Annotated in this window: 19 protein-coding genes and 1 other annotated feature; of the genes, 17 read left to right on the forward strand and 2 right to left on the reverse strand. The window is 41.9% G+C overall.

Translation table 11 applies throughout. The features are described 5' to 3' along the window. Window positions 1-179 precede the first annotated feature (179 nt). The 10 genes from ACFQZ9_RS17355 to pheA all read left to right on the forward strand — a co-directional run bounded on the left by ACFQZ9_RS17355 (window position 180) and on the right by pheA (window position 8,135). Window positions 180-962 carry a M23 family metallopeptidase gene (locus ACFQZ9_RS17355; RefSeq protein WP_198309317.1) on the forward strand — a complete coding sequence of 261 codons (783 nt, stop codon included), beginning with the start codon at window positions 180-182 and terminating at the stop codon, window positions 960-962. Then, window positions 955-1,821 carry a M50 family metallopeptidase gene (locus tag ACFQZ9_RS17360; RefSeq protein WP_498944739.1) on the forward strand — a complete coding sequence of 289 codons (867 nt, stop codon included), beginning with the start codon at window positions 955-957 and terminating at the stop codon, window positions 1,819-1,821. The genes ACFQZ9_RS17355 and ACFQZ9_RS17360 overlap by 8 nt, the downstream gene beginning before the upstream one ends. 213 nt (window positions 1,822-2,034) lie before the next feature. After that, on the forward strand, window positions 2,035-3,489 hold the full coding sequence (locus ACFQZ9_RS17365) for an Rne/Rng family ribonuclease (RefSeq protein ID WP_498944740.1): 1,455 nt from the start codon (window positions 2,035-2,037) through the stop codon (window positions 3,487-3,489). Window positions 3,490-3,536: 47 nt separating this feature from the next. Further along, window positions 3,537-3,617, forward strand: a sequence feature (ribosomal protein L21 leader region). 13 nt (window positions 3,618-3,630) lie between these two features. Beyond that, window positions 3,631-3,939, forward strand: a complete 309-nt coding sequence (gene rplU / locus ACFQZ9_RS17370) for a 50S ribosomal protein L21 (protein ID WP_198309314.1) — start codon at window positions 3,631-3,633, stop codon at window positions 3,937-3,939. A gap of 15 nt (window positions 3,940-3,954) precedes the next feature. Beyond that, the gene (locus ACFQZ9_RS17375; protein ID WP_026572312.1) at window positions 3,955-4,296 is read left to right on the forward strand and encodes a ribosomal-processing cysteine protease Prp; all 342 of its coding nucleotides are present in this window, start codon (window positions 3,955-3,957) and stop codon (window positions 4,294-4,296) included. Next, entirely contained in the window at window positions 4,297-4,590 is a 294-nt protein-coding gene (rpmA, locus tag ACFQZ9_RS17380; RefSeq protein ID WP_026572313.1) for a 50S ribosomal protein L27, read from the forward strand. A 232-nt stretch (window positions 4,591-4,822) separates the two neighbouring features. Further along, window positions 4,823-5,368 (forward strand): Spo0B C-terminal domain-containing protein, encoded by a 546-nt coding sequence (locus tag ACFQZ9_RS17385; protein ID WP_498944741.1) that lies wholly within the window; start codon window positions 4,823-4,825, stop codon window positions 5,366-5,368. A gap of 60 nt (window positions 5,369-5,428) precedes the next feature. Next, the gene (gene obgE / locus ACFQZ9_RS17390; RefSeq protein WP_198309311.1) at window positions 5,429-6,718 is read left to right on the forward strand and encodes a GTPase ObgE; all 1,290 of its coding nucleotides are present in this window, start codon (window positions 5,429-5,431) and stop codon (window positions 6,716-6,718) included. Between the two features lie 27 nt (window positions 6,719-6,745). Then, window positions 6,746-7,201, forward strand: coding sequence for a transcriptional regulator ThrR (gene thrR, locus ACFQZ9_RS17395; RefSeq protein ID WP_198309310.1), 456 nt, complete (start codon window positions 6,746-6,748; stop codon window positions 7,199-7,201). 76 nt (window positions 7,202-7,277) lie between these two features. Further along, window positions 7,278-8,135 (forward strand): prephenate dehydratase, encoded by an 858-nt coding sequence (pheA, locus tag ACFQZ9_RS17400; protein ID WP_498944742.1) that lies wholly within the window; start codon window positions 7,278-7,280, stop codon window positions 8,133-8,135. A gap of 59 nt (window positions 8,136-8,194) precedes the next feature. On the opposite strand, the gene ACFQZ9_RS17405 is transcribed toward pheA, so the two are convergent. Together ACFQZ9_RS17405 and ACFQZ9_RS17410 are read right to left on the reverse strand one after the other, a co-directional pair. Then, window positions 8,195-8,731, reverse strand: coding sequence for a transcription repressor NadR (locus ACFQZ9_RS17405; RefSeq protein ID WP_198309308.1), 537 nt, complete (start codon window positions 8,729-8,731; stop codon window positions 8,195-8,197). Window positions 8,732-8,851: 120 nt separating this feature from the next. Next, on the reverse strand, window positions 8,852-9,997 hold the full coding sequence (locus ACFQZ9_RS17410; RefSeq protein WP_498944743.1) for an IscS subfamily cysteine desulfurase: 1,146 nt from the start codon (window positions 9,995-9,997) through the stop codon (window positions 8,852-8,854). A gap of 96 nt (window positions 9,998-10,093) precedes the next feature. On the opposite strand from ACFQZ9_RS17410, the gene nadB reads away from it, so the two are divergent. The 7 genes from nadB (at window position 10,094) to ACFQZ9_RS17445 (ending at window position 17,992) form a co-directional block, all read left to right on the forward strand. Continuing rightward, on the forward strand, window positions 10,094-11,650 hold the full coding sequence (gene nadB / locus ACFQZ9_RS17415; protein ID WP_498944744.1) for an L-aspartate oxidase: 1,557 nt from the start codon (window positions 10,094-10,096) through the stop codon (window positions 11,648-11,650). After that, window positions 11,619-12,455, forward strand: coding sequence for a nicotinate-nucleotide diphosphorylase (gene nadC, locus ACFQZ9_RS17420; protein WP_498944745.1), 837 nt, complete (start codon window positions 11,619-11,621; stop codon window positions 12,453-12,455). Before nadB ends, nadC begins: the two co-directional genes overlap by 32 nt. Window positions 12,456-12,468: 13 nt before the next feature. Beyond that, a complete protein-coding gene (gene nadA / locus ACFQZ9_RS17425; RefSeq protein WP_498944746.1) occupies window positions 12,469-13,575 on the forward strand; it encodes a quinolinate synthase in 1,107 nt (368 codons plus the stop codon). Between the two features lie 288 nt (window positions 13,576-13,863). Then, window positions 13,864-15,588, forward strand: a complete 1,725-nt coding sequence (safA, locus tag ACFQZ9_RS17430) for a SafA/ExsA family spore coat assembly protein (protein WP_498944747.1) — start codon at window positions 13,864-13,866, stop codon at window positions 15,586-15,588. Beyond that, window positions 15,575-16,549 carry a phosphotransferase gene (locus ACFQZ9_RS17435; RefSeq protein WP_498944748.1) on the forward strand — a complete coding sequence of 325 codons (975 nt, stop codon included), beginning with the start codon at window positions 15,575-15,577 and terminating at the stop codon, window positions 16,547-16,549. Before safA ends, ACFQZ9_RS17435 begins: the two co-directional genes overlap by 14 nt. 100 nt (window positions 16,550-16,649) lie before the next feature. Next, on the forward strand, window positions 16,650-17,345 hold the full coding sequence (locus ACFQZ9_RS17440) for a YhcN/YlaJ family sporulation lipoprotein (RefSeq protein ID WP_498944749.1): 696 nt from the start codon (window positions 16,650-16,652) through the stop codon (window positions 17,343-17,345). Window positions 17,346-17,452: 107 nt separating this feature from the next. Further along, complete coding sequence (locus ACFQZ9_RS17445; RefSeq protein ID WP_198309302.1) at window positions 17,453-17,992, forward strand: BofC C-terminal domain-containing protein; 540 nt, start codon at window positions 17,453-17,455, stop codon at window positions 17,990-17,992. The last annotated feature ends 64 nt before the right edge of the window (window positions 17,993-18,056 follow it).

Consider the following 18,056-nt stretch of genomic DNA (forward strand, 5'->3'; position numbering starts at 1 on the left):
TACTTTCCACTTTTATTAAATTACTTTCCAGTTTAGGTAAAATACTTTCCAAATTTGCGGAAATACTTTCCACCACCATCCACATGTCCAGATATCAAACCAAGGATTTTTTTGAAGAGTCATACTCCTTAAATCTCTTTCATAAACTTGTACAAAAAGTGGGAAAAGGGTTGATGGATATGGCGCGGTCGACACCGGATGAAATACGCAAAAGAATCAATAAACGGAAAAAAGAACTAGGCATGCAAGAAAAAAATCCAGACCGCCAGCTGGCTTGGCCTGGGGAAGAAGAAAAGTACGGGTTCAATCATGTATCTTCCTATGGAAGTGGACCTGATGACGAAGGGCACCCGTTGTTTCGCATGGAAGTATTTATTTTTAAAATACTCGCTTCAGTGTGTCTTTTTTTAGTAGTAGCAATTTTATTTCGAAACCAGACTGCAACATTTAACCAAGCCCGGGATGTAGTCCGAACTACGATGGACAAGGAGTTTAAATTTGCTGTAGTATCCCAGTGGTATGAAGAAAAGTTTGGCAAACCACTTGCCTTGCTGCCTTTCAATGAACCGAAAAAAGAAAAGCAAACGGAAACAGAAACAGCAGAAAAGCCTGCTATGCCTGCAACCGGTAAAGTTCTAGAAAACTTTGAGAAAAACGGCCAGGGAATTATGATTGAAACGGCAAACGGAGCTTCGGTCAGAGCGATGAACGGGGGAACTGTTACATTTTCAGGTGTAAAGGATGGTATCGGAAAGACCGTCATTATCCAGCACTCTGATGGAACAGAAACCTGGTATGGTAACTTAGCGGATATTCAAGTCAAACTTTATGATTATGTGGAAAAAAGAAAAGTGGTCGGAACGGTTTCATCGAGTGAAGAGAAATCCAAGGGTAAGTACTATTTTGCCATTAAAAAGGGGGATGATTTTATCGACCCGGTCCAGGTGATCCGCTTTGAGTAGAGTGAGAGATTTACTTCAACAGGTTTATATTCATCCGCTGTTATGGATTGTCGTTGCACTTTCTATTGCAACAGCACATTTTCGAGAGGTTTGTCTCTTGTTAGGAATTATTTTTATACATGAAATGGGGCATGCGGCTGCAGCTTCATTTTTTTCATGGAGAATAAAAAAAATAACTCTCCTGCCGTTTGGCGGAGTCGCTGAAATGGATGAACATGGCAATCGTCCGTTAAGGGAAGAGGCCATTGTCGTCCTTGCAGGCCCTTTGCAGCATGTTTGGATGGTCGGCCTTGGCTTTTTGCTTTATTCCTTTTCCTTGGTCCCTGCGGATTTATTTTATTTATTTTTTCAATACAATTTAATGATTTTCATCTTTAATCTTTTTCCGGTATGGCCGCTTGATGGCGGTAAGTTAGTCTTTTTATTGATGTCACTCAAAAAGTCGTTTCCATTCGCACACCGAATGACATTGCAGATTTCCTTTTTCAGTCTCACCATTTTCTCGTTGCTGATTCTTTTTACCGCTCCGTATCATCTCAATGTCTGGGTGGTTATCGCGTTTCTGTATTTCTCGCTTTACCACGAGTGGAAGCAGCGGCGTTTTATTTTCATGCGCTTTCTGCTTGAACGCTATTATGGCAAGAAAAGTGATCTGCACTCATTAAAACCGATTCAAGCGAACGAACATGATTTGTTAATTCATGTCCTTGAAAAATTTCAACGCGGGTGCAAGCATCCGATTATTGTTGAGGGGAACGGTATGGAAAAAGGAATGTTAGATGAAAATGAGCTATTGCATGCTTATTTCACAGAAAAACGCTTAACCGACAAAGTCAGTGATTTGTTGTTTATGTTTTGAGAAGCGGGTATGGGGCCATTCCGCTAGTAAAATGCGGTTTAGCGCCAGTTAGATCAGACTGCGCCAATAAGCGTAGTCCATCCGACAGTAAAAGCAGCTTATCCGCCAGTTGGCGTAGTCTATACGATAGTAAGAGAAACTTATCCGTCAGTTGGCTCTCCTCCTCCAAAAAAGGTATAATAAATGCATCATATATAAAGTGGGGCCGCCCGATTGGATCAATTAGTCATCAATTATCAGTCAAGAGAAAAAAGATTTGCTTTCATCCGAAATCATAAGGTTGAAAAAATGGTTTTTGACCGGCCAGAGCAGCGTTCTTTGGTCGGTAATATTTATTATGGGACCGTTTCAAAGGTACTCCCCGGAATGAATGCAGTATTTGTCGACATTGGCGAAGAAAAACACGCCTATTTGCACAGGGACCTGCTGCCCTCCTATGTTTTATCATTAGATAAAATAAAAGAAAAAAAGGGCATCTCCACATTTGTTCATCAAGGCGAAAAGCTGCTAGTACAGGTGAACAAAGATGCGACAGGAACAAAAGGGATGCGGGTAACAGGGATTATCGAAATCCAGAGAAATCATCTCATCTACATGCCGCAAGGCCGCTATGTGGCGGTATCGAAAAAAATTGCTGATGATCACGAGAAAGCTAGACTCCGCAGGATTGGCCATCAGCTAAAAACAGCGGACGAGGGAATTATTTATCGCACCTCAAGTGTATTTGCACCAGAAGAGGAAATACATCAAGAACTTGAACAACTAAGAGTTCAACATCTTGAACTAATAAAGCAGGCTGAAACCTTAAAAAAGCCCGGGTTAATTTTTCAAAAAGATACGTTCGTTGAAATGCTAATTGAAATGATGGCAAGTATGGATAACGGCGAAGTCATCGTAGATGATCTGCTATTAAAAAGAATATTAGAAGAACACAAACAATCCACCACGGTGAGCTATTACGGCGGGAAGGAAAATATTTTCGCGGTGAACCGAGTTGAGCATGAAATCGATAAAGCGCTCAAACGGGTCGTTTGGCTCGAAAATGGTTCCTATCTTATTTTCGATGAAACGGAAGCATTAACGATTATTGATGTGAATACCGGCAAGTTCTCCGGAAAAAGCGACTATCAGGAAACCGTCTTAAAAACAAACCTTTTGGCAGCAAAGGAAATTTGCCGGCAGCTGCGCCTTCGTGACATTGGCGGCATTGTCCTGATTGATTTTATTGATATGCATCGAGAGCAGGACAAGCAGTCGGTACTGGAGGTTTTTGAACAAAATAAAGATGAGAACCGTATTAAATTGATTGGCTATACGCCACTAGGCATTTTGCAGCTGACACGAAAGAAAACAAAGGTTTCCTTGTCAGAAGCGTTAACGGTTAAATGTCCCGTTTGTGAGGGAACGGGCAGGATTTTAAGCCCGGAAACGGTAGCCTTTCGGCTCGAGAGGGAGTTAGTCGAGCACAGGAACGGGGATTTTGAAGCCGTGCTGGTTGAAACGACAAAAGAGGTAAAAGAGGTAATGACCGGTCATCTTGAATTTTTAGAAGAATCTCTTCACTTTAAGGTTTATTTTTCCGTGAAGCCAAATCCAAGCCATTATTATCTTTTAAAACAATTTGGTGAAGAAAGTGAGATAGCCCAAAAAGCTGGCGATTTCTATTGACACTTTCGTTTAAAATATGTTAGTATCTTAATGTTATGTTTGTAGCACCCGTGCTACAACCGCACAGAACAGGTAGTAAGTTTTATGCCAAGCATAAACGCCTGTGTATGGCGAGTCTGAGTTTATAAGGAGGTGCAGTTCATGTACGCAATTATTGAAACTGGCGGTAAGCAATTGAAAGTTGAAGAAGGCCAAGCGATCTACATTGAGAAATTAGATGCAGAAGCAGGCGAAACAGTTACTTTTGACAAGGTTCTTTTCGTTGGCGGTGAAAATGTAAAAGTAGGAAGCCCTGTTGTTGCAGGCGCTACTGTTACAGCTAAAGTTGAAAAACAAGGCCGTGCGAAGAAAATCATCGTTTTCAAGTACAAAGCGAAGAAAAACAACCGTAAGAAGCAAGGTCATCGTCAACCATACACTAAAGTAGTCATCGAGAAAATCAACGCGTAAGGTGTTGAAATATAGATGATTGGAATTACGATTGATCGTAATCATTCCGGTGAAATTCAATCCTTCGAAATAAGCGGACATGCTTTTTTTGCCGACCGCGGCAAGGATATCGTCTGTGCAGGCGCATCTGCCGTTTCGGTTGGAGCAATCAATGCTGTTCATGCCATTACAGGTGTGACACCAATGATTGAACAGGGAGATGGTTTTCTCCGCTGTGTCATTCCTGATCATTTATCAGCTGACATACATGAGAAAATCCAGATTCTTCTCGAAGGTATGGTCGTTTCATTACGAACGATTGAAGAAGAGTACGGAACGCACATAAAAATTACCTTCAAAAAGCAGGAGGTGGAATAAATGTTATTAAAATTAGATCTTCAGTTGTTTGCATCTAAAAAGGGAGTAGGTTCTACAAAGAACGGACGTGACTCTATCGCAAAGCGCCTTGGTGCTAAGCGTGCAGACGGTCAATTCGTAACTGGTGGTTCAATCCTTTACCGTCAACGCGGTACAAAGATTTACCCAGGTGAAAACGTAGGCCGCGGCGGAGACGACACTCTTTTTGCAAAAATCGACGGCGTTGTAAAATTCGAACGTTTAGGTCGTGACCGCAAGAAAGTGAGCGTTTATCCAGTAGCTCAAGAAGCTTAAGCTTTTAATAAAACTCTAACCGGTTGGTTAGAGTTTTATTTTTGCAGGTATGAGAAAAAAATTGCCAATTGGAATGATGGGAAATCATCCGAAACTCCATAAGTACTTCTTCATAAAAGCCGCTTTTTTTCCTCATTTGGACATAATTCGCAAAAAAACGCTTACTCATGGTTGCTTTTTTGATATACTATCAGAAAACGGTTATCGGACAATTAATGTGGGAGTGCAGGGAATGAAGGATCTAGATATTGTTGAAGTGCTTCGGCATTCGCGGCACGATTGGTTAAATCGGCTGCAATTGATAAAAGGAAATTTAGATTTAAATAAAATTGATCGGGCTAAAGAAATCATCGATGAGATTGTCATTGACACGCAGCAGGAATCAAAGCTCTCCAATTTACAGATGCCGATGTTTGCTTCATTGCTTTTAAAATCCAATTGGGATCAACACCATTTTCAGCTAGAATTCGAGGTTCTTTCCGATGGGGATTTTATAAAAACAGATGATTTATTATTAACAAATTGGACAAAGTCCTTATTTTTACATTTAAATCAAGCAATTGAAGTTTTTGGTGAAAACCATTTATCGATTACCATTGACCCGCAAATTGATGGTGCTCGTTTCTTTTTCGATTTTAGCGGGATAATAATAAAAAGTGAACTGATTGAACAATTCCTTTCTGAATCCCAAGGACCTGAACTGGTTTATGAGGTAAAGGAATTCTCTGAAAACGAACTCGCATTAGAAGTCTTTATGCCTTTTTTAAAAAGAGGATAGGCTTCGCGATTCTCGTCGGTAGATCAGTTTGTTAAATGCAGACGGGAGGTCTACAACAAAATGTTTGTCGATCAAGTGAAAGTATATGTTAAGGGTGGAGATGGCGGCAATGGTATGGTCGCATTCCGCCGTGAAAAATATGTTCCAAATGGCGGTCCTGCAGGCGGGGACGGCGGAAAGGGTGCAAACGTCGTATTTGTCGTTGAAGAAGGTTTGCGCACCTTAATGGATTTCCGCTACCAGCGTCATTTTAAGGCACCGCGCGGGGAGCATGGCATGTCAAAAAGCATGCATGGAAGAAATGCAAAGGATATGGTTGTCAAGGTACCGCCGGGAACGGTTGTGACCGATGCAGAAACAAAGGAAGTCATTGCTGACCTTGTTGAACATGGACAACGTGCTGTTATTGCTAAAGGCGGCCGTGGCGGCAGGGGAAATAACCGTTTCGCCACACCGGCCAATCCGGCTCCGGAAATTGCTGAGAACGGTGAGCCGGGCCAGGAGCGCGATGTAATCCTTGAATTAAAATTGCTCGCTGATGTTGGGCTTGTTGGGTTCCCAAGTGTGGGGAAATCCACTTTATTATCGGTTGTTTCAGCGGCTCGACCGAAAATTGCCGAATATCATTTTACGACGATTGTTCCTAACCTTGGCATGGTGGAAACGGAAGATAACCGAAGTTTCGTCATGGCTGATTTACCTGGATTGATTGAAGGGGCCCATGAAGGTGTAGGCCTTGGCCATCAATTTTTACGGCATATCGAAAGGACCCGTGTCATTGTCCATGTCATTGATATGGCAGCGACAGAAGGCAGAGATCCGTACGAGGATTATTTGACAATTAATAAGGAATTAAAAGAATATAATCTAAGGCTGACCGAGCGTCCGCAAATTATTGTTGCGAATAAGATAGACATGCCGGATGCGGAAGAAAATCTGCAAAAGTTTAAAGAGCGCTTGGAAGATGATTATCCAATTTTTGCAATTTCTGCTTTAACGAGAAAAGGGCTGCGCGATTTGTTATTTGCGATTGCCGATAAATTGGAGGAGACACCGGAATTCCCTCTTGAGCATGAAGAGGAACAAACAGGTGTACATCGTGTCCTATATAAACACGAGAAGGATCCTGATCACTTTAAAATTACGAGAGAGCCAGATGGTTCATTTGTAGTTTCCGGTGAAAAGGTGGAAAGGCTGTTTAAGATGACAGACTTTTCTCGTGAAGAATCTGTCCGCCGTTTTTCGCGGCAGCTTCGAGGTCTTGGGGTGGATGATGCCTTAAGGCAAAGAGGAGCAAAAGATGGGGATATCGTAAAATTGCTGGAGTTTGAATTTGAATTTATAGAGTAGCCTTCCTTGGTGGTTGGAGGTATAGAGATGAAAAAGAATAGAGCAGAGAAAAAATTCTATTTAGTACGTGAGGATGTTCTTCCGGAGGCAATGAAAAAAACGATTGATGCGAAGGAATTGCTTGAACGAGGTAAGGTGGAATCCGTCCAGGAAGCTGTCCAGCAAACCGATTTAAGCCGAAGCGCGTTTTATAAATATAGGGATACTGTTTTTCCTTTTTCGTCGATTAAAAAAGAAAAATTGGTCTCGCTCTTTTTTCATTTAGAAGATCGTTCCGGTACCCTTTCGAAATTGCTAAGTGTTGTTGCTTCGTCAGGCTGTAACTTGTTAACGATTCACCAAACCATCCCGCTCCAGGGCCGGGCGAATGTGACGCTTTCCATGAATACGGGGAACATGACCATGGAAATTGATGAGTTATTAACTGAATTAAAAAAGCTCGAATTTGTAGAGAATGTGGAAGTGCTGGGAACAGGTGCATAAGGGGCAGGATTGTTCCTTGTGAAAGCTGCTCCTAGCTTTCTTTTATTAGAAATGAGAACGAGGGAGTGGAGAAAAAGTGAAGGTAGGTTTCTTAGGACCAAAGGCAACGTTCACCGAAATTGCGGTGATGAGTGTTTTTTCAGAAGATGAGCTTGAACCGTTCCGGACGATTCCGGAATGCATGGATGCGGTTGCTGATGAAAGAGTAGAGTTAGCGGTTGTTCCAATTGAAAATGCCCTCGAGGGTTCTGTAAATATTACTTTGGATTATTTAACCAGGGTAGTGGATATCCCGATTGTTGGAGAAATTACCATTCCGATTAAACAGCATTTGATGGTGCATCCTTCGAATCAGGAGCTTTGGCAGGATGTAAAGCATATTTACAGCCATTCCCATGCCATTGCCCAGTGTCATAAGTTTTTACATACGCAGTTTAAGGGTGTTCCTTTTGAAAGTGTAACATCAACGGCTGCGGCGGCAAAAATGGTTATGGATCATCCTGAATGGCAGGCAGCAGCGATTGCCAATGAGTTAGCTGCGAAGGAATACGGGCTAAAGATTGTTCAAAGAAACATCCATGATTTTAACTTTAATCAAACGAGCTTTTTTATTCTTTCTAATAAAAAAGTGGATTTACCGTTAATGGAAGCTGCGAATGCTACCGACAAAACGACAATCATGGTGACTCTTCCAGCCGACCATGCCGGAGCGCTCCATCAGGTGTTATCTGCTTTTGCCTGGAGGAAATTAAACCTTTCGAAAATTGAATCGAGACCGATGAAGACCGGTATAGGCAATTACTTTTTCATTATTGATATCGAAATGAAGCTTGATGAGGTGTTGATTCCCGGGGCGATGGCTGAATTAGAGGCGCTCGGCTGCGGAGTAAAGGTTTTAGGAAGCTATCCTTCGTTGATGGTGGAGTTGGATTAGGTATCTTGTGAACTTTCAGAGTTTTTAAAAAAAGATCCGGAAACATGTTTCCGGATCTTTTAAAATTCCATTAAAAAGCCTTCTCGTTTTAAGGCTGCTTCTGCTTCGTCAAGTGTCTTTTCACTTGGAGCTGAAATGGTATGAAGATGGATGCCGCCGGTTAATTCCGACAGTAATGCTGCTTTGGTCGATTTTAGGTTTTCGATAAATTGTTTAACTTCCTTGCGGTTTGAAACCATTACGGATGCCGTTAAATCCCCGTATATCGCATGTTCGATTTTAACATCCTTGACCAATACACCAAGGTCCACCAACAGGTTGAGCTCCTTTTCCGTATCTTCCGGTTTATGAAAAGAGGGAATTGTTCTTTCAAATGCAGGGTTTCCGGCATTTTGATGTAAATATAGGTAGCCTTGGCTTGTGGCGATAATTGGTTCATTTTTTGCCTTAAGAAGGGTAATATCTCCAACGATGACCTGCCTGCTGACGTTTGTCCGGTTTGCTAAATCACTGCCAGTCAGCGGCACTGTACTTTCTTTCAGCAGTTGAAGGATCAGGGTTCGCCGTTCCTCCCCTAAGATTTTCTTTTGTTCCATACAAGACCTCCTAGAAATTTCAAAGGGTTTACTATTTAGGGTTACTAGTCCTTAAACCCTTAAATAGTAACCCCGTCAACCTCATATCGATTGTTTTTAGCATAACATAATTTACTCTTTTTAAATAACTACCGTGCCTTTATATTCCTTAACAATCCCAACGAGCGCTTTCCCAAGCTCCAAAACATCCTCTATGCTTGTTAACCGCCCAAATGATATCCGAATAAATTCCTTTGCCTGCTCATCGCTAACTCCCAAAGCCTTCATTACCTTCGATGGGGACTGCATCCCCACTTGGCAGGCACTTCCGGTAGAAATCGCAAATCCGAGACGATTACATTCTAACATCACCCATTGACCCTCAATCCCTGCCACCCGGAGACCGATAATCGAAGGCAGCTGAGCACCTTCCGCCTCAAAAACTTGAACCCATTCTTTAATCGGACGAAGTGCTTCTAGAAATGCCTTCCGGAGCTCCGCATAATGATAAAAAGTTTCTGAAATAGAGGGGAATATTTGTTGAGCAGCAACTGTCATGGCTGCAATTCCTGGTCCGTTAACTGTCCCCGGTCTTAGCCCTTTCTCATGAGAACCTCCCGGGAAAAAAGGGCGCCAAGAAATGCTTGGATCAATATAAACGCCGCCGACACCTTTGGGACCATAGATTTTATGCCCGGAAAATGAAAAGCTGCTGAGCAGCGGAGCCACCATAGAAAGATTGATTTTTCCAAAAGACTGAACAAAATCGCTATGAAAGTGAATGTTATTTTCCTTGCAAATATGTGCAATTTTTTCAATCGGCTGGATCGTACCAATTTCAGAATTTACATGCTGGATTGTAATTAACACTGTTTCAGGTCTAATTGCATCCTCAAGCTCCCCGATATCGATTAATCCGGACGAATTTAAAGGTAGAAGTGTGATTTCATACCCCATTCTTTTGAGTCGATTTAAAGTACCGTGGATGGATGAATGTTCTGCCACACCTGAAATAATATGATTTCCTTGTTTTTTAGGAGCAGACAATAAGGCTTCAATCGCTATAAAATTACTTTCCGAACCGCCGCTTGTAAAAAATAACCCGCTTTTATCTACATTTACTAGTTTGGCTAACTCTTCCCGACAATTTTCAAGTAACGCAGAAGCATTACCGCCAATGTCATGGAGACTGCTTGAATTCCCATAAAACTCCGTAGCTGCTTGCAGGTAAACCTTGGCTGCTTCAGGATCTAAAGGCGTTGTCGCTGCATAATCAAAATAAATCATTCTCGGATTCTCCTAACCTTAAAAAATACTTGATATTAGTGTAAATCTGTGTAAATATATATGTCAAGACACCTGTAAAACCAGGAGGGTCAAAACATGAAATGTACTGATGTGTTAATTATTGGAAGCGGAGTAGCAGCTTTACAGCTGGCAGTCCGTTTAAATCAGGAATTAAATGTGAGAATTATCACAAAGTCAAAAATAAGGACGGCGAATTCTTACTTGGCCCAAGGGGGGATTGCTGCGGCACTAGGTGACAACGACCACCCTGACAAGCATTTTATGGACACGCTTGAAGCTGGAAGATATCACAATCATCCGGAAACGGTGAAAGAAATCATCAACGCTGCTCCCACGCTGATTAAAAACCTTTCAAATCAAAGTGATGTATTTGACAGGGATCAAAATGGTGAGTTACTTCTAGGAATGGAAGGGGCCCACTGTGAAAAAAGAATTGTTCACGGTGGCGGGGATGCAACCGGAAAGAACGTGATGGAGCATCTCATCAGCAAGGTAAAAGAAAATGTCCAAATTGAAGAAAATAGCTTCGCATTTGAATTAATTTTAAAAAATAAACGGTGTATAGGTGTCAAAGCGAAAAAATTAAATGGATACATTGAGCACTATTACGCCAGTCATGTAATTCTGGCAACAGGAGGCTGCGGTCAGCTTTATCCGTACACTTCGAATGCTGAAACCGTCAGCGGCGATGGGATTGCTATGGCGTATTTAGCGGGTGCCGAAATTGTAGATATGGAATTTATCCAGTTTCATCCTACGCTTTTATATATTAATGGTGAAACAAGAGGGTTAATATCTGAAGCCGTACGTGGTGAAGGTGCCATCTTGGTTACAGAAGATGGAAGTCCCATCATGGAAGGAATCCATCCATTAAAAGACCTGGCACCTAGGCATGTTGTTTCGCAAACCATTTATAGCTATCTTAAACAGGGAATGAAAATTTATTTAGATATAAGTAGAATTAGCAATTTCATAAAAAGATTTCCAACCATTACTTCGAATTGTGAGAAACATGGAATTGCCATTTCTGAAGGTAGAATCCCAGTAGCACCGGGAAGTCATTTTTTAATGGGAGGTATCAAAACCGATCTCATTGGACGTACCTCGATTGAAGGTCTCTATGCCATTGGCGAGGCGGCTTGTACCGGTCTTCATGGGGCGAACCGATTGGCCAGCAATTCCTTGCTGGAAGGTTTGTATCAAGGAGAAAAATTGTCAGAATGGCTGAACACAGCAAAAACCGAGTTTATCGAACCAGCTCAATTTCAAAACCAATCAACACAAGTAAAGGTAAATCTGCCAGACGTTCAGCACGTAAAAGAAATGATGATGGAACGAGTCGGGATTGTTCGCAATGAGCTTGATTTGAAAAAACAAAAAGATTGGCTGAATCAGTGGGAAACCGTTGACCGATTAGATTCAAACAGCGTTGAAGACATTAACAAAATGTTTATGCTGACCATTGCAAAACTCATCACGGACTCGGCATTAAAAAGAACGGAAAGCCGTGGCGGTCACTATCGAAGTGATTACCCTTATGAGGATGATAAAAATTGGTTAAAGAAATCAATCATTCAAAAACGGGAAGTGGAGAAGAGAAATGAACACATTGAAACTGCGCTCGCAACTTGAACAATTTTTTATTGAAGATATCGGGGAACAGGATATAACGACTGATTTGATTTTCTCAGACGATACCGATGGGGAAATAGTGTTTTTATCAAAGGATAATGGAATTTTTAGCGGAGAAGAAATCATTAGAACCGGTTTTCAAGTTTTAAACCCGCAAGTCACGACTCAGGTTTTTGTAAGGGATGGAGAGGCTATTGAAAAAGGGCAGCAGCTCGCAACGGCCACAGGAAAAATTGCAGACCTATTAAAAGGGGAACGAGTTGTGCTTAATTTGGTGCAGCGGATGAGCGGAATCGCCACTTTAACGAAGAATGCTGTAACAACGCTTAATAGCACTCATACCAAACTATGTGACACAAGAAAAACAACACCAGGATTAAGAATGCTTGAAAAATATGCAGTTCGCTGTGGCGGCGGCTACAATCACCGCTTTGGTTTATACGACGGAATCATGATTAAAGATAATCATATTTCCTTTGCAGGCTCCATTACGAAGGCAGTTGAAGCAGCAAGAGCAAATGCCGGTCATATGGTAAAAATCGAAGTCGAAGTAGAAACGGAAGAACAGGTAATCGAAGCGGTAAACGCTAAGGCGGATGTCATTATGTTTGATAACCGTACTCCTGAAGAAATTAAGGAATTAATTAAATTAGTTCCTGCTGGAATTATCACGGAAGCTTCCGGCGGAATTCAATTAAGTACCCTGGCATCCTATCAGGATACTGGTGTGGATTATATCTCTTTGGGCTTTTTAACCCATTCGTATAAAGCACTTGATATTAGTGTAAAAGTGAAATGGAACTAAGGGGTGGAACAAGATGAGCATGCTAGCAGCCTTACAAAAAAATCGAATGATACCGGAAATTTATAAACAAATGTCAAGAGAAGCATTGGAAGAACGGGTACGGGAAGTAAAAAATAAGCTAGGGTCCAAGCTGTTTATCCCAGGTCATCATTATCAAAAGGATGAAGTTATTCAGTTTGCTGATGCCACTGGCGATTCCTTAAAATTGGCCCAGATTTCGGCTGAGAATAAGGAAGCGGAGTTTATCGTTTTTTGCGGAGTCCATTTTATGGCGGAAACTGCCGATATTCTTACTAGAGATGAACAAAAGGTAATTTTGCCGGATATGCGCGCAGGTTGCTCGATGGCCGATATGGCCGATGAGCAGCAAACTGACAGAGCCTGGGAGAAGCTTACAGAAATATTTGGAGAAACCATTCTTCCTTTAACTTATATCAACTCAACTGCTGCCATTAAATCCTTTGTTGGGGAAAATGGCGGTGCCATTGTCACTTCTTCTAATGCTCATACGATGCTCAAATGGGCATTTAATCAGAAGGAAAGAATTCTCTTTTTACCCGATCAGCATTTAGGCCGCAATACTGCCGTTGATCTAGGCATCGATTTGGATGAAATGGCTGTATGGAATCCAATTACAAATAACTTAGAATTTGATGGTGATGATGTCTCAAAAGTTAAAATCATTCTTTGGAAAGGGCATTGCTCTGTTCATATGGGCTTCACTGTTCAAAATGTAATAGATACTAGGAGTCAGTTCCCTGATCGAAAAATAATTGTCCATCCGGAATGCCGTCATGAAGTGGTCAAATTGGCTGATATGGCTGGATCGACCAGCTATATTATTAAAACAATTGAAAATGCGGAGCCGGGATCATCTTGGGCCATTGGAACGGAAATGAATCTTGTAAATCGAATTATTCAAACTAATTCAGATAAAAACATTGTTTCATTAAACCCTCACATGTGTTCATGTATGACAATGAATCGAATTGATTTGCCGCACTTGGTATGGAGCCTGGACACTTTAGAGGATAACTCTAACCATAATCTGATTAAGGTTGATGCAGAAACTGCGGAGAATGCGAAATTAGCTTTAGAAAGAATGCTAGCAAATTCATAAATACCTGTTAAAAGGGATGCATTTTTAAAATGTATCTCTTTTTTCATATAGAAGAAGATTTTATCCGCGAATTTTTAATATTTATCAGCGAATCGAAGCGGTTTATCAGCGGATTTTCTTACTTTATCAGCGAATTGAATACGCCAACATTTTCAGCGGCTATAAAATAATTCATCAGGGTCCAACTCATATTTCTCCAAAAAAAAGCATATGTTTTTGTGAAGAATGATAGCACTTTGCCCATTTCCACATAGACTATATGGACTTATGCATAGGAGGGAAATCAGAGTGAAGATCCATATCGTACAGAAAGGGGATACTCTTTGGAAGATCGCCAAGAAGTACGGCGTGAATTTTGAAGAGCTGAAAAAGATGAATTCCCAGCTCAGCAACCCTGATATGATTATGCCCGGTATGAAAGTGAAAGTCCCGACAACAGGGGGAATGGTAAAGAAAGAAGCACCTGTAGGGAAACCGGAAGCTGCCATCAATTTAGGAGCTAAGAAGGAAATGCCACTTGTCGAGCACCCATTTGCCAAGGAAAAGCCTATAGTGAAAGAAATGCCAGTGAAAGAAATGCCAGTGAAAGAAATGCCGATTAAGGAAGTTCCAATAAAAGAACAGCCAATTATTAAGGAAGCACCAAAAGTACCTTATACTCCAAAAATGCCTCTCCCAGTTGTCCCAGAAATCGATATTAATAATTATTATATGACAAACATGACAAATATGACGGTAAAACCGGAGCTGCCGCCAAAACCGGCAAATATTTTACCGGAAATAAAGGAAGTACCGAAAAAAGAAATACCTGTACCTCCACCTGTGGAGGCACCAGTTGAGCAGCCATGTGAGCCATGTGTTCCGATAACACCTGTAATGCCAGGACCAGGATTCTGTCCGCCATTGGAATACTACCCACAGCCATATATGATGCCATATCCACAAGGTGGCGGCTATCCGGGTATGCAAGGTGGCTATCCAGGTATGCAAGGCGGTTATCCAGGAAATCCAGGCGCTTATCCAGTAGCACCTGGAGCAGGAGCCTATCCGGGCGCATTCCCAGCACCTGGTATGGCACCAACTGTTGCAGGAGCACCCTTTGCACCACATTTTGCTGATGAATCCTCATCCTTTATGCCGCAAATGCCGGTTATGAATCCGGGCTTTAATCCGGGAGCAGTGATGGGGGCACAAAATCCTGCCCCATATCCGGGAGGGGGTTACCCGCAAATGCCAGCAGGACCAGCTGCGCCAACGGGTTATCCGGAAGGGTATCCAGGTGCAGTAGGATATCCAGCTGCACCAGCAGGTTACCCAGCTGCTCCGGCAGGATATCAGGGAGGCATACCTGCAGGATATGAGGGCTACCCGGGAGGAATGCATGGAGGATACCAAGGAGCACCAGCAGGATATGAGGGTTACCCGGGAGGAATGCCTGGCGGATACCAAGGAGCACCAGCAGGATATGAGGGCCCGGGAGGAATGCCTGGCGGATACCAAGGAGCACCTGTAGGATATCCTGAGGCTTACCCAGGAGGAATGCATGGAGGATACCAAGGAGCACCTGCCGGATATCCTGAGGCTTACCCTGGGGGAATGCAAGCCGGATACCCAGGTGGGCCACAGATGGGCTTTCAAGGAGAATATCCAACAGCTCCGGGTGCTGTGAACCCAGCTGCAGGAAGAACACCATACGGCCCAGGATCGCCATACGGGCAAACCCCATACGGTTACCCGCCAATGGGATCTGCTTTTGAAACACCGGAAATGACAGGAGCGGCAGGTGGATTTCCTGTCGGAACAGGAGCTTTAGGGGATTGTGGATGTGGCGGACCGGCTAAGGAATCAGTTCCAAATTTTGTCCCAACCACTCCACCTATTTATAGCGCACCCTATACTGGACCTGTCAATGTCGCGCAGCCACCGTATATGAATCCTTATGGGATTGGACCAGAAGGATCAGGAGCATACGGGATGCCCCGATTTGATGATGAGAGCAATGGCGAGAACTAACAAAATGGGAGACGATGCTTATTTGGATCGTCTCCTCTCTTATTTCCAATCAAAGTTCCATGAAAAAATTAAGCAATTTGTTCCTATTCGAAAGAAAGTTTTTTACGTAAAAACGAAAAAAAATATCTATATCATCAAAGGTTATCGTTCAAATAGAAGACTAAAGCTGCAGGAAACCTTTGCAACAACTTTAAAAAATGAGGGCTTTAGCAAAACCTATCTGTTTGTCCAGCCAGTCAATGAACCCCTTTATTATGAAGGGACCCATTATGGTGTGATCGAGTATATTGAACCCCATAAAACCGCTTTTTCGTACAATTCAAAAGAAAACATTGTCGAGGGTTTAAAACTGTTAGAAGAATTTCACGAGGTCACCGCAACCTTTGAAACACGCTACCGGACTTTAATTTCAAAAGGCGACCTGATTGGGAAATTTCAGGAGCGTTCGGCTATTTTTATGAATAATCTTCCCATTTTAGAGTATTTCATAAACCAAACCTATCTTACTGAAATGTTAGAATGGGCAAAATGGTCATTGGATGGGATTACTACAAATAATACCTTTTTTGAAAAAGAACCTTTTGTTATCCTTCATGGGGATGTAGCGCACCATAATTTCTTACGCGATGCCTCCGGGGCTTTAAATTTAATTGATTTTGATTTAATTCAAGTTGGTCCTGAAGTCCTAGACTATTTACAATATGCAAACCGGATTTTGCCCTACTTGAATTGGTCATTCGAGCGACTTCATGAGTTTGATCCATTCCAAAAGTTTTTAAAGGAAAAAGCCTTTTTATATGCGTTGGCATACCCATCCGATATTTTTCGTGAATGGAACCGTTTAATCAGGGAAAATTCTCATACAAAACCTTCTAAGACAAAGTATGTAATGGAATTGACAATCAACCAATTTCATTTACGCAGAAAGTTTTTCAACGAGCTGAAAAAGATGGTCAAATAAGATGCTTCCGCTTTCTGGCAGAATGAAAATTCCTTCTGAGAACAACCTAAGAATGAGCATATTTTCTATGCTCATGATGTTCTTTGAGGGGGTTTTTCGCTTGAACAAGAAGCCGTGGATGATTCCTCTTTCTGCTCTGTGTATCATGGGGCTGGCAGGTTGTGCAAATTCAGATCGTGCTGGTGTAAATAACAACAACGATAATAACGTAGCACGTCCGATGGGGTATTACTCAAATGAAAAACATCCAAATAATAACAATGGGTTTCTTATCGATAACGATGGACCACTGACGGAAATGATGGATCATTCGCTTGGGGATGAGGGAAATTATCAAAGGGATCAACGGAGACAGCTGCTCCAGACGAAGGATGAAAATGGGAACCCTCCGAATCCAACCAAACCTCTTGCGAACCATGATCATAATTTTTTCATGAAAGACAATCGATTTAGTACGGGAGATGTGAATTACCACAATCACTTAAATGTGAAGTACACCGGCAATGATGCTGCCCATGATTCGGCAACACTTGGAAGAATCACCAATCAGATCAAGCAAAAGGCAGAATCGGTAAACAACGTACAAAACGTTCATTCCGTGATCTATGGTAATTCGGTCATGATTGCGATTGATTTAGTTGATCATAGCCGAGCAGCCGAAACGAAAAAAGCGGTTCAAAAAGCTGTAAAACCATATGTGAACGGTAAAAAGGTGTCCGTCATCACCGATGAAGGAACGATTAGTCGCGATCGTAACACGACAAATGAACTCCTTGAAGGTAAACAAATACCTTAATGAAAAAGGGTAAAGCTACGGGCTTTACCCTTTTTATTTTGTTAAGGATAAAAAGGCAAAAAAAGGCTAAACTAGGACTGAATGAATAAAAAGAAGAGGTGATTTGCATGAAGTTCAAATGGATGGTAATGGCTGGTTTTCTTGCTATTATTTTGGGAATGGCCCCTGGTATGGACATGACAGGATCCGCCGCACAACAAGATCGCCATCTTGAACAGCAAACGACGGAGCCTCTGCAATTAAAGGTTACTTTACAAAGGGTTTATTTAGATGGCGAACTAAGCGAGGAAGTAGTTAAGGAAATAAGCTGGTCACCTGAAAATTTTTGGGCGAAATACGATCAATGGCAGTTGATTACAAGAGATGGAGAAAATTTGGTTTTTCGTAAAAACGTAGACGATATTTCACCATTGCTAAAGGCAAACGGTTATTTTGGCATTACCAATGAAGGGGTATTAACCATCTTTAACGGCAGACCGGGCCAATCTAGAATTATCCAATCTTTTTTCCAAATAGACATTAAGAAACTCGAAAGCAAAAAGCAGGAAGAGCTTCTGCAGGGAATTCCTATCAAAACAAAGGATCGTTACGTAGAAGTTTTAGAAACCTTTAGGCACTACTCGACAGAGGCAGCCTCAAAAAATTAATGAATCGAACATAAATTCAGACTGATGTCATTAATCAGCCTGTTTTTTTTCGTAAAAATTAAAT

The organism is Neobacillus sp. GCM10027624, assembly GCF_042675345.1.
GTDB classification, from domain to species: domain Bacteria; phylum Bacillota; class Bacilli; order Bacillales; family Cytobacillaceae; genus Neobacillus; species Neobacillus cucumis_D.

Excerpts from the sequence above, each read along its gene's own strand:
- ACFQZ9_RS17355 (WP_198309317.1), top strand. The coding sequence starts at position 180 with ATGGCGCGGTCGACACCGGATGAAATACGCAAAAGAATCAATAAACGG.
- rplU (WP_198309314.1), top strand. The coding sequence starts at position 3,631 with ATGTACGCAATTATTGAAACTGGCGGTAAGCAATTGAAAGTTGAAGAA.
- ACFQZ9_RS17375 (WP_026572312.1), top strand. The coding sequence starts at position 3,955 with ATGATTGGAATTACGATTGATCGTAATCATTCCGGTGAAATTCAATCC.
- rpmA (WP_026572313.1), top strand. The coding sequence starts at position 4,297 with ATGTTATTAAAATTAGATCTTCAGTTGTTTGCATCTAAAAAGGGAGTA.
- ACFQZ9_RS17385 (WP_498944741.1), top strand. The coding sequence starts at position 4,823 with ATGAAGGATCTAGATATTGTTGAAGTGCTTCGGCATTCGCGGCACGAT.
- obgE (WP_198309311.1), top strand. The coding sequence starts at position 5,429 with ATGTTTGTCGATCAAGTGAAAGTATATGTTAAGGGTGGAGATGGCGGC.
- thrR (WP_198309310.1), top strand. The coding sequence starts at position 6,746 with ATGAAAAAGAATAGAGCAGAGAAAAAATTCTATTTAGTACGTGAGGAT.
- ACFQZ9_RS17405 (WP_198309308.1), bottom strand. The coding sequence starts at position 8,731 with ATGGAACAAAAGAAAATCTTAGGGGAGGAACGGCGAACCCTGATCCTT.
- ACFQZ9_RS17410 (WP_498944743.1), bottom strand. The coding sequence starts at position 9,997 with ATGATTTATTTTGATTATGCAGCGACAACGCCTTTAGATCCTGAAGCA.
- nadB (WP_498944744.1), top strand. The coding sequence starts at position 10,094 with ATGAAATGTACTGATGTGTTAATTATTGGAAGCGGAGTAGCAGCTTTA.
- nadC (WP_498944745.1), top strand. The coding sequence starts at position 11,619 with ATGAACACATTGAAACTGCGCTCGCAACTTGAACAATTTTTTATTGAA.
- nadA (WP_498944746.1), top strand. The coding sequence starts at position 12,469 with ATGAGCATGCTAGCAGCCTTACAAAAAAATCGAATGATACCGGAAATT.
- ACFQZ9_RS17435 (WP_498944748.1), top strand. The coding sequence starts at position 15,575 with ATGGCGAGAACTAACAAAATGGGAGACGATGCTTATTTGGATCGTCTC.
- ACFQZ9_RS17445 (WP_198309302.1), top strand. The coding sequence starts at position 17,453 with ATGAAGTTCAAATGGATGGTAATGGCTGGTTTTCTTGCTATTATTTTG.